We start from the raw sequence: 13,807 nt of genomic DNA on the forward strand, positions 1-13,807 counted from the left end.
AAAATGTGTAGCTTGTAAAAACACAGTTTAGAAAACCTTTACGAGGGCAGAGATGCCCTCATGTATTCAAATAAATATTCGGTACCCCTCATGAATGTTCGCGCTGCTGCTGCAAATGTCCTATTCCAAGTTGTCGATAAAGGCCACTCTCTTTCACACGCTCTCCCTGCGGCTCAAAAAACGATCCGTCCGCGAGACCATGCTCTACTGCAAGAGATTTGCTACGGCGCACTTCGTTACCTGCCTCGCTTAGAGTCAATCGCTAACGAACTGATGGAAAACTCGCTTAAAGGTAAAAAGCGCGTCTTCCATCACCTGATCTTAGTAGGCATTTATCAGTTGGGCTTTATGCGAATTCCTTCGCATGCCGCCGTTGCTGAAACAGTTGAAGCAACCAAAACACTGCGTGGCCCAAGCCTCAGTGGTTTGATCAATGCCGTACTTCGCAGCTATCTGCGCGATCAAGAAGAACTAGACGAGAAAGCCGTTAGCCACAATGCTGGTAAATACAGCCATCCAAGCTGGATTCTAAAAATGCTTCAAGAGAGCTACCCAGATCAGTGGGAGCAATTAGTTGAAGCAAACAATAACAAGGCACCAATGTGGCTGCGTGTAAATCGCCAACACCACACTCGTGACGAGTATGTTGAACTGCTTAAAAACGAAAACATTGAATACACACTGCACCCTGAAGCAGCTGATGCCATAAAATTAGCCTCACCTTGTGACGTTACTTTGCTTCCTGGCTTCGACAGAGGCTGGGTATCTGTGCAAGATGCTGCAGCTCAGCTTTCCGTTGATTTCCTAACACCAAAAGATGGTGAGCTAATCCTAGATTGCTGCGCAGCACCTGGTGGTAAAACTGCACACATTCTTGAACATACTCAAGACACTGAAGTGGTTGCAATCGACAGTGATATTAAGCGCCTAGACCGCGTTTACGATAACCTTGAACGCCTACAACTACGTGCCGACGTAATCTGTGGTGATGCTCGCTACCCTGAAGAGTGGTGGACAGGCAGTCAGTTTGACCGCATCCTACTTGATGCTCCGTGTTCAGCGACCGGCGTAATCCGCCGTCATCCTGACATTAAGTGGCTACGCCGTGCATCTGATATTGATGCTCTAGCAGAGCTGCAAAGTGAGATTTTGGATGCAATGTGGCGCCAGCTAAAAGAAGGCGGCACCATGGTTTATGCGACATGTTCTATCACGCCGCAAGAAAACGTACTGCAAGTGAAAGCCTTCTTAGAGCGTACCGAGAACGCAACGCTGGTTGGGTCTGATATCGAAAAACCGGGTCGTCAAATACTGCCTGGTGAAGAAGATATGGATGGCTTCTACTACGCTGTTCTAGTAAAACAGGCATAACAACTAACAGCGGCTAAGAATTTATTTCTTAGCCGCTGTTTCTTTCTAGTGCATTATCAAACCAAAATGAGATCACTAGAATTACAACGGCAAAAAATAAGAGAAAGGCTATGAAGATCATTATTCTAGGTGCTGGACAAGTTGGCGGTACCCTTGCTGAAAACCTAGTGGGTGAAAACAATGACATCACGATCGTCGACCGTAATGCCGACCGACTGCGTGAACTTCAAGACAAATACGACCTTAGGGTTGTAAACGGTTATGCCAGCCACCCGAACACACTACGTGAAGCGGGCGCGCAAGATGCCGACATGCTGGTTGCCGTAACCAACATGGATGAAACCAACATGGCCGCATGTCAGGTTGCCTTCTCTCTGTTTAACACGCCAAACCGTATTGCTCGTATTCGTTCTCCTCAATACCTAGAAGAGAAAGAAGCACTCTTCAAATCAGGTGCGATTCCGGTCGATCATTTAATTGCCCCAGAAGAACTCGTCACTAGCTACATCGAGCGCCTGATTCAATATCCAGGTGCATTGCAGGTTGTGAGCTTTGCTGAACAGAAGGTTAGCCTAGTAGCAGTAAAAGCTTATTACGGTGGACCATTGGTTGGTAACGCACTGTCTGCTTTGCGTGAGCACATGCCGCACATTGATACTCGTGTAGCCGCTATCTTCCGTCAAGGTCGCCCTATTCGCCCACAAGGCACTACCATCATTGAAGCCGATGATGAGGTTTTCTTTGTGGCAGCGAGTAATCATATCCGCTCAGTAATGAGTGAGCTTCAGCGTCTAGAGAAACCGTACCGACGCATCATGATTGTTGGCGGTGGTAACATTGGTGCAAGCTTGGCAAAGCGCCTTGAACAGAGCTACAGCATCAAGCTTATTGAGCGCAGTTACACTCGTGCCGAGAAGCTGTCTGAAGAATTAGAAAACACCATCGTATTCTGTGGCGATGCAGCCGACCAAGAGCTGCTGACCGAAGAGAACATCGATCAGGTGGATGTGTTCATTGCTCTAACCAATGAAGATGAAACCAACATCATGTCAGCGATGCTGGCGAAGCGAATGGGTGCCAAGAAAGTAATGGTGCTGATTCAGCGTGGCGCTTATGTCGACCTTGTTCAAGGTGGCGTGATTGATATTGCGATATCTCCACAGCAAGCGACGATTTCTGCGCTGCTTACTCACGTTCGTCGTGCTGATATTGTTAACGTATCCTCTCTACGTCGCGGCGCTGCAGAAGCGATTGAAGCCATTGCTCACGGTGACGAGACCACATCTAAAGTCGTTGGCCGAGCGATTGGCGACATCAAACTGCCATCGGGCACCACCATTGGTGCGATTGTTCGCGGAGAAGAGGTGCTTATCGCGCACGATAGAACCGTAATCGAACAGGATGACCACGTAGTGATGTTCCTAGTGGACAAGAAATACGTACCGGATGTTGAGTCTCTATTCCAACCGAGCCCGTTCTTCTTATAGCCTTGTTCTCGTAAGCTTCTTCTCGCAACTTTCTTTTTGTGAGAACGACGCTCCGGCACAAAGCTGTAATCAATTAAAGCTATGGTCTATTAAGCTATGGTCAACTTTCGTCCGATATTATTAGTGATAGGGTTAGTGTTATCAAAACTCGCCCTTTTCATGTACATCCCCACATTGGTTGCCTTTTTTACTGGCACCGGTGGCTTCCTCGAGTTTGGTCAATCAGTAGTGATCACGCACATTGTGGCGTTCATCTGCTTGAGCTTGGGCCGCTCCGCTAAGTTCCGACTTGGGGTGCGGGACATGTTCCTTATCACCTCTTTGGTTTGGACAATCGCCAGCGCCTTTGCCGCCCTGCCCTTTGTCTTCATTAACCACATCAGCTTTACGGACGCCTACTTCGAAACCATGTCAGGTATCACCACGACAGGCTCAACCGTATTAAGCGGCTTAGACAGCATGGCACCAAGCATTCTGTTGTGGCGTTCTATACTGCAATGGTTAGGCGGCATCGGCTTTATCGTTATGGCGGTAGCAGTTCTACCAATGCTCAACGTTGGTGGTATGCGCCTGTTCCAAACCGAATCATCCGATTGGTCAGATAAAAGCAGCCCACGAGCAAAAACCGTCGCGAAGAACATCGTAGCAGTTTATCTGGTTCTGACTGGTTTATGCATCATTAGCTATTTGCTTGCAGGCATGGGCATCTTTGACGCGATCAATCATGCCTTCACAACACTGTCTACAGGTGGTTACTCAACCTCAGATGGCTCGATGAACCACTTCTCTAACAGTGCTCACTGGGTGGGAACACTGTTCATGTTCCTTGGTGGACTGCCGTTCTTACTGTTTGTTAGCGCACTGCGAGGCCGAAAACTCTCAATCCTCTACAAAGACGCGCAAGTGAGAGGTTTCACGTACCTGTTCTTGGTCACCAGCGCCGTAATATCAACATGGTTGGTGGTTAGAGATGGCTACACTGTTATGGATGCGATGCGTGTTTCGATGTTCAACATTGTGTCAGTCGTCACCACAACCGGTTTTGGCTTAGAAGACTTCACCGCCTGGGGTGCACTGCCAACTACTTTGTTTGCATTCCTAATGATGGCGGGCGCTTGCTCGGGTTCAACCTCTGGCGGTATTAAAATCTTCCGTTTCCAGATCGCGATGACCATGCTCCACAAACAAATGATGAAGCTAATTCACCCATCAGGCGTATTTGTTCAACGCTACAATCAGCGACCGGTGAATGACGATATTGTGCGTTCACTCGTGGCATTTGGTTTGATGTTCTTTATCACGATTATCTTAATTGCAGGCGGTTTGAGCGCGATGGGACTTGATCCTGTGACCAGTATATCTGGCGCTATCACAGCCGTTGCCAATGTGGGCCCAGGAATGGGGAGCGTGATCGGTCCGACCGGGAACTTTGCTCCACTGCCAGACGCCGCTAAATGGTTGCTAAGTTTAGGAATGCTAATGGGACGCCTCGAGATACTGACGCTCATTGTTCTATTTTTCCCAGCCTTTTGGCGACGCTAACCAAGCAAAAAAATCAAGGAAACACAGATGAAATCATACGTACTTCTCGCTAGCGCATTGCTCGCAAACTCAGTATTCGTAAGTTCTGCCTTTGCTGATCAAATGGTCACATTGCCTGATGGCAAGCAAGTGTTACTAAAAGACGATTTTACTTGGCAGTATGTGGCAGAAAATAAAACAGAAGAAACAACAACGACAGAGATAACTTCAGCGGTAGCGACGGCGCCAGTCGCAGCTGTACCCGTAGTCGCAGTCCCAGTTGCAACCAGTACGCGTGGTACTACGATTGTGGTTAATAGTAAAAAGCCAAGCTTGCAACTGTCTCAATCAGGAGTGGATGTCGTATTAGGCGCGAGCCGCTATGAAGGTGGTGAGCTTATCATTCCGACAGCCATCACCAACCAAGGCACTCAAGCTGTCATTTTGGTATCACTTAACATCAGCGTATTTACCGCAGAAGGTGAGTTACTGGCACAACAAGAAGTCGCAGTCTGGAAATCAATCAAACGAATGGCCGACACTTACCTGCGACCAAAGACAGCTGAAGAAGGTAAGTTGATAGAACTCGACCTAGCAGAGCACCCTGAATATCAGATTAAAGCCGAGATTATCGAGGTCGTTGCCCGCTAAACCGGTGTCACAAACAGATAGATAGCGAAGAAATGGCAAGCGCAGCCCGCCAACACAAACAGGTGCCAGATGGCATGGTTATAAGGGATGCGTTTTGCCACATAGAAAATGACACCCAGCGAGTAAATCACCCCGCCAACCGCCAGTAACACCAAACCACCTATATCAATGTTCATCGCTAATTGATAAACAACAATCAAAGATAGCCAACCCATCGCTAAGTAAATGAACAGCGATAAGCGCTTGAATCGGTAAACAAAGGCAATCTTCATGATGATGCCCACCAGCGCAATTCCCCAGATCACCGCCATCAAGCCCATCGCTAATGGGGTTCTTAAGCCCACCAAAAGAAACGGCGTGTAACTGCCCGCGATCAGCAAATAAATCGCACAGTGATCGAGCGTTTTGAGTAAGCGCTTGGTTTTCTCAGTGGTGATCGAGTGGTACAACGTGGAAGCAAGAAAGAGCAGAATAATACTGCTGCCATACACCGCCATACTGGCAACAGTAAGCATGTCGGCTTGGTAATCAAACGCACGAATCAGTAACAGGATCAGGCCCACTACGCCAAGTACGACGCCCAAACCATGGGTTATCGCATTAGCGCGTTCTTCGATGTCACTGTATTCGCTGGCTGATGATGCAGACATGAGTATCCTACTAGAGTAAATGTTCGATTGACCCAGTATTACACATTAAGCTTACACGTGTAAGCTTAAATTTTTATGACAAAATGACTTATAAAATGTGCGATTCAGCTAAGACGCGTTTTCTAAATACTCGATCACCATCTTACCGGCGTCTTCTGGTGAGGTATCAAGCGGGACACTCAATTGACGCTGTAGTTGACCCATTCCCAGCAAGCTCGCCAACATACCTTTTGCGCCATCGCGATTGCGGTCTATCTCAAACCACAACTTAAGTTCTGTCTCACCACGATGAGCAACAACCTCAAGCTCACGCCAGCGACCATGATAAGGGCCAGTAGTCGGCACAAACTCAAACTCTTGGACAAACGGCAGTTCAAAGCCATCGACCGCTTCACACTCCACTTGGCGTATCCGCAGCCCTTGAGCTTCAAGCTCGTTAAAGATGCCGTCGAGGAGTGCATCAGGACGAACCGTTAAGGTGTCTTTATCCGATGGGTCAATCGCCATCGCAATATCCAACCCGGTTTCCAGCCACACCTTTGAATCACCAATCGTGACTGGTGTATTCAGCGGTACATCAAACTCACATTCAAAGTCACGGGTTTCTCCCGGCTGAATCACAAAGGCATACGGCAGGCTCCATTTAGCCAACGAGTACGTCTGGTGCATTCGGCGTTTATGACCGCCCTCTTGCCTTTGCGAGTTCATGGTGACTTCTTTGACGTAACGACAGCACAAGTTGAGATCGATGTTGTCGATTTCTTGTGGCTGAGCGCCACCATAGACATGCACAATAATGCTCGCCTTCTTGCCTGGGTAAAGCACTTCCTGTTGCAATACAGAATCCACTTTGGCAGATCCAATACCAAAACTAGCTAACGTTTTCTTTAAGAACGACATATGCACCTCCTTTAAAGCATCATCTTAAGCCTGAAAGAGGTTCAAACTCAAATATACTGCTCACACTATTTTAGCTCTAATATCGTTTAATTATCACTCAGGCGTCGATCGATAACTTAGATAGTGATAATCTAAGCCTTGATATGCATGCATATCATTATCCTGATTTATTTTTCGGATTGGCGAAAGCCAGACGAGTGACTCTTCAAGTAATTGAAGCGAAGCTCATGATAAGTCAGGCCATTAGATTGGCAATGGATATGCCTGACCGTTAGGTAAATTAATGCGCCCAACAGCTGTCAGGTTCTCGCACACCAACCGTAGTGCGATGCGTCGTCGTAGTGGCTTTGTTGCTGCTCCAACGGCTAAGAAATTGGCTCCTACAATGACTCTCGTTCAGAAGACTGCTTTATTAGCACCGACTGCAACAAAAGTAATTAAAGCCGCTTAACGAAAAGCGCAGTTTTTACTGCGCTTTTTTCTTGCCCAGTCCCATCTTGAAATGCCTTTACACATTGGTATTCCCTACCCGATTTGATACCTTAACCACAAATCATTATAAAATTTGTGGAGAAGTAAAGTATGAAGTGTCACCGCATTGAGGAACTGCTTGAACTGATGGAGCCTGAGTGGCAGAAAGATCAAGAGCTTAACCTATTAGAGTTCATTATTAAGCTATCAAACGAAGCAGGCTACCAAGGCAAGCTAGAAGAGCTGACTGACGATGTTCTTATCTACCATCTAAAAATGCGTAACAGCGAAAAAGATGAAATGATCCCAGGTCTTAAAAAAGACCAAGAAGATGATTTCAAAACCGCAATTCTAAAAGCGCGTGGCCTTCTTTAATCGCCTATTTGGTTAGAACTCAATTGCCGTATAGATAAAACACTCAATTTTAAAAAGCGACCACCAGGTCGCTTTTTTGTTTCTGTTCGCTATTTTTTCGTCACAACTGTTATGACTTTTGTTGTTAAAGGTTGATAGCGTTAAAGAAATGAGAACAAGATTGTCGCTATAATCGCCATCCATAAGAATCTTCTAAAATAATAAGAGTGAGTGCGATAACAACAAATGCACCAAGCTCAATTTCTACAGGTTCTCTAAACCATACTTTCAAGTAATGTCGTCATGCCCGACTTAACCGGGCAAACAAGCCACAAAAAGGATAGTCCATGAGTCAGGATAAAATCGACATCAAAGATGTGACTCCTAAAACCTTTAACCCAAAAACACATAAAGGTAATGGAGATCGATTTAACCCAAGTAACCGAATCTATGTTCGAGAAAGCAAAGGTAAATTCCAACAACTTCGTCGTTACGGCGGTTGGTTCTTACTTTTACTTTTTGCGCTTATCCCATGGATTCCATTTGGTGAACGACAAGCGATCTTGCTCGATATCGGTAGCCAGCAGTTCAACTTCTTTGGCACCACGCTATACCCACAAGATCTGACCCTACTCGCCATCCTATTTATGATTGCTGCGTTTGGCTTATTCTTCATAACCACCTTCTTAGGGCGAGTCTGGTGTGGTTATTTATGCCCGCAAACTGTCTGGACCTTCATGTACATCTGGTTCGAAGAGAAGCTGGAAGGTGCTGCCAATAAGCGAAGAAAACAAGACTCGGGCAAACTGACGAGCAATTTAATTCTCAGAAAAACCATCAAACACATCGCGTGGTGGGCGATTGCGATTGCGACGGGCTTAACCTTTGTCGGTTATTTCATCCCAATCAAAGAGCTGGTGGTTGGCTTCTTTACCTTTAACTCGACTTTCTGGCCGGTGTTTTGGGTATTGTTCTTTGCTGGGTGTACTTATGCGAATGCGGGATGGATGCGTTCTATTGTTTGTCTGCACATGTGTCCTTACGCGCGTTTCCAATCTGCAATGTTCGATAAAGATACCTTCATCGTGGGTTACGACACTGAACGGGGTGAAAGCCGCGGCCCTCGCTCTCGTAAAGCCGATCCAAAAGAACTTGGTCTAGGCGACTGTATTGACTGTAATTTATGTGTTCAAGTGTGCCCAACGGGTATCGATATCCGTGACGGCCTACAATACGAGTGTATTAACTGTGGCGCGTGTATTGATGCCTGCGACAACACCATGGAACGTATGGGTTATGACAAAGGTCTGATCAACTACACTACCGAGCACAGGCTCGATGGTCACACAACCAAGGTGATGCGTCCTAAGCTGCTAGGTTATGGCGCTATATTGATCGTCATGCTGGGTTTGTTCTTCGCACAGATAGCGAGTGTTGATCCTGCAGGCTTAAGCGTTCTACGAGATAGAAACCAACTATTTAGAATCAATAGCCAAGGGCTTGTCGAAAATACTTACAACTTGAAAGTAATCAACAAAACTCAGCAAGAGCAAGAGTACAAGCTTGATGTCAGCGGGCTACCAGATTCTATCTGGTACGGTAAACAAACGATTACCGTAGACCCAGGTGAGGTTTTAAACCTTCCTATCAGCTTAGGCGTCGATCCAGAAAAACTGAGCTCACCAGTTTCGACAATTCAGTTTATACTCTCGGATAATGAAGAGTTTACGATGGAAGTCGAAAGCCGCTTTATCAAGAAGCTCTGATACCAGCCAACTTAGTGCTTGGTATAACACCCCAATAAATGGAAAAAGGCTCAGTAATGAGCCTTTTTTATTCTATGACGATGCAAGCCTTTAACTTTGATAACCTGACTCCTGACTTCATGTGGTACGCACTGGAGAGCATTGGAGTTCGTGCTGAATCCGGGCTTCTCGCTCTCAACAGCTACGAAAACCGGGTGTATCAATTCACCGATGAAGACCGTAAACGCTACGTCGTTAAGTTTTATCGTCCGCAGCGTTGGAACACCGCACAGATCCAAGAAGAGCACGACTTCGCGTTAGAGCTGATCGAACAAGAGTTACCGGTTGCTCCACCTATGCGAATCAACGGCGCAACCTTGCATGAATATCAAGGCTATCTATTTGCACTGTTTGAAAGCGTCGGTGGCAGGCAATATGAAGTCGACAATCTAGATCAATTGGAAGGCGTTGGACGCTTCCTTGGTCGTATTCATAAAGCCAGTGCTGGAAGAACATTTCAGCATCGCCCGACCATCAGCTTAGATGAATACCTTTATCAGCCACGTAAGATTCTAGAGAACTCTCAGTTTATCCCAACGCACCTAGAGAACGCGTTCTTCAATGACGTCGACCTTCTGATCAAAGAGCTAGAGAGCCAGTGGCCAAGTAACATTGACAACATTCGTCTCCATGGCGACTGCCACCCGGGCAATATATTGTGGCGCGACGGGCCAATGTTCGTCGATCTTGATGACGCGCGTAATGGTCCTGCTGTTCAAGATCTGTGGATGCTGCTTAACGGCGAACGCCAAGATAAAATGATGCAACTGGATATTCTGCTAGAGAGTTATCAAGAGTTTTGCGATTTTAATACCGCGCAACTGAAACTAATCGAACCTCTGCGCGGTCTACGTATGGTGCATTACATGGCGTGGTTAGCGAAACGATGGCACGATCCAGCGTTTCCTTTGGCCTTCCCATGGTTTAATGACCCGAAATACTGGGAGCAACAAGTACTTGCTTGTAAAGAGCAAATTGCTACCCTGCAAGAGCCACCACTTTCGTTAATGCCTCAGTGGTAACAGCAATCGCAACATACAACTAGATAAAAATTCAAACATAATGGAGATTGGATAAATGAAAAAGCTATTCGCATTTTTCTCATTAATCATGTTGAGCCTTTCAGCTCACGCTGCGAAATTTAACGAAGGTGAACACTACAAAGTTCTCGATCTAGAAGCATCAAAAAAACCAATGGTGACAGAGTTCTTCTCTTTTTACTGCCCACACTGTAATAGCTTTGAGCCAATCATCCAGCAGCTAAAACAACAGCTACCTAAAGACGCTAAGCTACAGAAGAACCATGTTTCATTCATGGGTGGCAACATGGGTCTGCCAATGAGCAAAGCTTACGCGACCATGATTGCACTGAAAGTTGAAGATAAAATGGTGCCAGTGATGTTTAACCGCATCCACACCATGAACAAGCCACCACGCGATGAAGCAGAACTGCGTCAAATCTTCCTTGATGAAGGCGTTGATGCTAAGAAATTCGATGCGGCATACAACGGCTTTGCCGTAGATTCTATGGTTCGTCGTTTCGACAAAGCATTCAAAGACAGCGGCTTGTCAGGCGTTCCAGCTGTTGTAGTAAACAACCGCTACCTGATTGACGCTCAAGGTATTAACTCTCTCGATGAGTACTTCGAGCTGGTTAACTTCTTATTAAAGAAGTAAGGTAATGATTAAAGGAAGCTTCGGCTTCCTTTTTTTTTGCTTGTTCAAAAATCATCATTGATAAATAATTAACCTGGAAATTTAAAGCTTTACTGCTATTAATAACCCGTCCTAAGAACTGGTGGGCAAGGAGCCCTTGAATGAAAATAAAAATAACTCTTCTCGCATTGAGCGTTGCAGCCTCTCCCGCTTTTGCCAAGCTTGCAGACGAACAAGGTTTCAGTGGTGAAATATCTATCAATACCGGGGTTGCCTCTTCCACCTCAAACTTTAATACCGATGCTGATAGCACCATTTCGTCCAATACACAGAAAGCCTCATCTGAGAGCTCATTTCTTGTCGCACCTTTAGGCAGTGTCGCTTACACCTTTGGTGAAAAGCTAAATCACCAGGTGTACACAGGTACCGCTCGTGATGATGTGGCAACCGGTACTGTTGTGCTGGAGGTTGGCTATAAATACCAACTAGAGTCAGGCATGACTATCGACGCGTCACTTCTGCCAACCATCATGTCAGGTGAGACTTGGGCTGATCCGTACAACACCACATCAGCTCGCACAAAGACCGATGAAACTGGCAATGCCTTTCGTTTGAAGCTAAGCAGTATTGCGGGCTCAGCTTTCTCGCTAGACATGGCCTATGCGACCAAAGACGTGAAAGATGATCTGGTTAGAGAAGAGCTTCAACGAGATGCCGATACTTTTTACCTAAAAGGTCAGTATCGTCAGCCAATCAGTCGCACCATGATGTTAGTACCATCATTGATTTACCAATCAAGTTCTGCCGATGGCAAAGCTGCCTCTTATGAACAGTTTGGTGGTGAAGTAAGCTTATTTGGCGGCAAAGGGCGTCACCAATATGCATTGACTGCGGGTTACAACCAACGCTCTTACGATGCAAGTAACCCCATCTACGATAAGAAACGCAGTGATGACAACATTAACCTGTTTGCCGCGTATGAATATGAGCAATTCATGAACTGGGACAACTGGTCGTTTGTCTCTCTTGCGGGCTACGGCACCAGCGATTCAAACATTACCTTCTACGATGAATCACAATACATCGTCTCAGTCGGCCTGAACTACAAGTTCTAGTTAGGCATCACTACTCGCTCATAACCATTAGTTAATAACAATTGGTTCATAACAACGAAAGCCTGCGTAACAAGCAGGCTTTCTTGTTTTTATACCAATCACAGTAAATAAATGACCCGTTGTTTACTACGATTGGTATGACTACACAGCTTGAGCTGAAAGTTGTTTCAGCAAGCGATCCATCGCTCGATAGCCAAGCGCCTCCGATAAATGCTTCTTTTCAATCTGCTCGTTACCCTCTAAGTCTGCAATAGTTCGCGCTACCTTGATGATTCGATGATAGGCACGAATCGATAAACCCAATCGATGCAGTGCGGTCTCGAGAAACTCCGCATCTTCGCGTCGCAATGGGCAATACTTTTCAATTTCTCGGCTACCTAACAGTGCATTCGACTTATGGTTTCGAGATAACATCAACTGACGCGCTTGTTTAACTCGTTGCTTCACGACTTGAGTGGTTTCTCCACGATCGCCTCCTTCGGCTAACATCCCTTTGGGCAATAGAGGGATCTCCAATGACATATCGAATCTATCCAATAATGGCCCAGATAAGCGGTTGAGGTAGCGCAGGATAATTTGCGGGTTCGCTCGAGCTTGATTGCCCTCGTAATAACCTGTTGGGCTTGGGTTAAGTGCACCGACTAATTGAAAGCGAGCAGGAAAGCGAGTCTTACCCGCGACACGGGAGATAATGATTTCACCCGACTCTAGCGGCTCTCGCAGTGAATCAAGCACCTTACGCTCAAACTCTGGCATCTCATCAAGAAACAATAAGCCATTATGCGCCAAAGATATCTCACCGGGGCGAGGTATCGAGCCACCACCGACCAATGCTGCCATCGAACTCGAATGGTGTGGGGAACGGAAAGGTCGTTGTTTCCAGTTGTATTGATTAATCTCTTGTTGCGTTAAAGAAGCCACCGAAGCGGTTTCCATCGCCTCGTCGTCACTCATCTCAGGTAACAAATCGCGCAATCGAGAAGCCAACATGGTTTTCCCAGTTCCAGGCGGGCCGAGAAAAAGTAGGTTATGGTTACCAGCAGCAGCGATCTCCAGTGCTCGCTTACCTTGCTGCTGGCCAATAATATCTTGTAAGTCACGATTATCAGACACATCGACATGATGATGCTCGGTTCGATATAAACCAAGCTGAGCCTGGCCACACATATCCGCACAAACCTCTAGCAAGGTTTGCGCTGATTTATGGGCCCCCTTGCCGACTAAGGCCGCCTGATCACCATTGTGATGTGGAACCACTAAGCATCGCTCGACACTATCGGCGGCTAACGTCGCAGGCAGAACGCCCTTTACCGAGCGCAACTCTCCTGACAATGCCAACTCACCGATAAATTCATGTTGAGCTATTTTTGATGTCGGAAGCTGATCTGACGCCACCAAAATCCCAAGCGCGATTGGCAGATCGAAACGTCCTCCCTCCTTAGGTAAATCAGCAGGCGCGAGGTTGACCGTGATCCTTTTCGATGGAAATTCAAAGCGAGAATTGATGATGGCACTCCTGACTCGATCTTTAGATTCCTTGACCGTCGTTTCAGGTAGCCCCACCAATGTAAACCCAGGCATACCGTTGCTTATATGCACTTCAACGGTCACTTCTGGTGCCTCTACTCCCACACTAGCCCGGCTGTGAATTATCGCGAGTCCCATAACTTTCCTTTGTCTTTGATTTAAAAGTATTCGCTCTGGGTATTCGTTGCTCACCAAAGCGATAAGGTTGTTATATAGCTTGGTGGAATGGTGTTTTAATGTGAAAAAAGAATGACATTTTCCTTGTCATACTGCAGATTTGTGTGATAACACTAGAGATG

At 46.4% G+C, this 13,807-nt stretch carries 13 protein-coding genes; 10 read left to right on the plus strand and 3 right to left on the minus strand.

Annotation, left to right across the window (positions count from 1 at the left end; genetic code table 11):
• Positions 1 to 90 precede the first annotated feature (90 nt).
• The 4 genes from rsmB (at position 91) to OCU90_RS17250 (ending at position 5,030) form a co-directional block, all read left to right on the plus strand.
• Complete coding sequence (gene rsmB / locus OCU90_RS17235; RefSeq protein WP_017077320.1) at positions 91 to 1,371, plus strand: 16S rRNA (cytosine(967)-C(5))-methyltransferase RsmB; 1,281 nt, start codon at positions 91 to 93, stop codon at positions 1,369 to 1,371.
• 110 nt (positions 1,372 to 1,481) lie between these two features.
• Complete coding sequence (gene trkA, locus OCU90_RS17240) at positions 1,482 to 2,858, plus strand: Trk system potassium transporter TrkA (RefSeq protein WP_061025222.1); 1,377 nt, start codon at positions 1,482 to 1,484, stop codon at positions 2,856 to 2,858.
• A 96-nt stretch (positions 2,859 to 2,954) separates the two neighbouring features.
• A complete protein-coding gene (locus OCU90_RS17245) occupies positions 2,955 to 4,400 on the plus strand; it encodes a TrkH family potassium uptake protein (RefSeq protein WP_017081746.1) in 1,446 nt (481 codons plus the stop codon).
• Positions 4,401 to 4,427: 27 nt separating this feature from the next.
• Entirely contained in the window at positions 4,428 to 5,030 is a 603-nt protein-coding gene (locus OCU90_RS17250; RefSeq protein ID WP_017081745.1) for a DUF3157 family protein, read from the plus strand.
• On the opposite strand, the gene trhA is transcribed toward OCU90_RS17250, so the two are convergent.
• Complete coding sequence (gene trhA / locus OCU90_RS17255; protein ID WP_004735763.1) at positions 5,027 to 5,680, minus strand: PAQR family membrane homeostasis protein TrhA; 654 nt, start codon at positions 5,678 to 5,680, stop codon at positions 5,027 to 5,029. The genes OCU90_RS17250 and trhA overlap by 4 nt on opposite strands.
• Before the next feature lie 108 nt (positions 5,681 to 5,788).
• A complete protein-coding gene (locus tag OCU90_RS17260) occupies positions 5,789 to 6,580 on the minus strand; it encodes a sporulation protein (protein WP_061025220.1) in 792 nt (263 codons plus the stop codon).
• A 283-nt stretch (positions 6,581 to 6,863) separates the two neighbouring features.
• Between OCU90_RS17260 and OCU90_RS17265 the strand changes: the two genes are divergently transcribed.
• The 6 genes from OCU90_RS17265 to OCU90_RS17290 all read left to right on the plus strand — a co-directional run bounded on the left by OCU90_RS17265 (position 6,864) and on the right by OCU90_RS17290 (position 11,981).
• A complete protein-coding gene (locus OCU90_RS17265) occupies positions 6,864 to 7,031 on the plus strand; it encodes a hypothetical protein (RefSeq protein WP_004735761.1) in 168 nt (55 codons plus the stop codon).
• A gap of 131 nt (positions 7,032 to 7,162) precedes the next feature.
• Positions 7,163 to 7,426 (plus strand): YihD family protein, encoded by a 264-nt coding sequence (locus OCU90_RS17270; protein WP_004735759.1) that lies wholly within the window; start codon positions 7,163 to 7,165, stop codon positions 7,424 to 7,426.
• Between the two features lie 326 nt (positions 7,427 to 7,752).
• Positions 7,753 to 9,171 carry a cytochrome c oxidase accessory protein CcoG gene (gene ccoG, locus OCU90_RS17275; protein ID WP_004735757.1) on the plus strand — a complete coding sequence of 473 codons (1,419 nt, stop codon included), beginning with the start codon at positions 7,753 to 7,755 and terminating at the stop codon, positions 9,169 to 9,171.
• 74 nt (positions 9,172 to 9,245) lie between these two features.
• Positions 9,246 to 10,232 carry a serine/threonine protein kinase gene (locus tag OCU90_RS17280; RefSeq protein WP_004735756.1) on the plus strand — a complete coding sequence of 329 codons (987 nt, stop codon included), beginning with the start codon at positions 9,246 to 9,248 and terminating at the stop codon, positions 10,230 to 10,232.
• Positions 10,233 to 10,287: 55 nt separating this feature from the next.
• The gene (locus OCU90_RS17285) at positions 10,288 to 10,887 is read left to right on the plus strand and encodes a thiol:disulfide interchange protein DsbA/DsbL (RefSeq protein ID WP_004735755.1); all 600 of its coding nucleotides are present in this window, start codon (positions 10,288 to 10,290) and stop codon (positions 10,885 to 10,887) included.
• A 140-nt stretch (positions 10,888 to 11,027) separates the two neighbouring features.
• Positions 11,028 to 11,981, plus strand: coding sequence for a DUF2860 domain-containing protein (locus OCU90_RS17290; protein ID WP_061025218.1), 954 nt, complete (start codon positions 11,028 to 11,030; stop codon positions 11,979 to 11,981).
• Positions 11,982 to 12,122: 141 nt separating this feature from the next.
• Here OCU90_RS17290 and OCU90_RS17295 read toward each other — a convergent pair whose 3' ends face one another.
• Entirely contained in the window at positions 12,123 to 13,646 is a 1,524-nt protein-coding gene (locus tag OCU90_RS17295) for a YifB family Mg chelatase-like AAA ATPase (RefSeq protein WP_004735753.1), read from the minus strand.
• Positions 13,647 to 13,807 lie beyond the last annotated feature (161 nt).

Source organism: Vibrio splendidus (assembly GCF_024347615.1).
In the GTDB taxonomy this organism is placed as follows: domain Bacteria; phylum Pseudomonadota; class Gammaproteobacteria; order Enterobacterales; family Vibrionaceae; genus Vibrio; species Vibrio splendidus.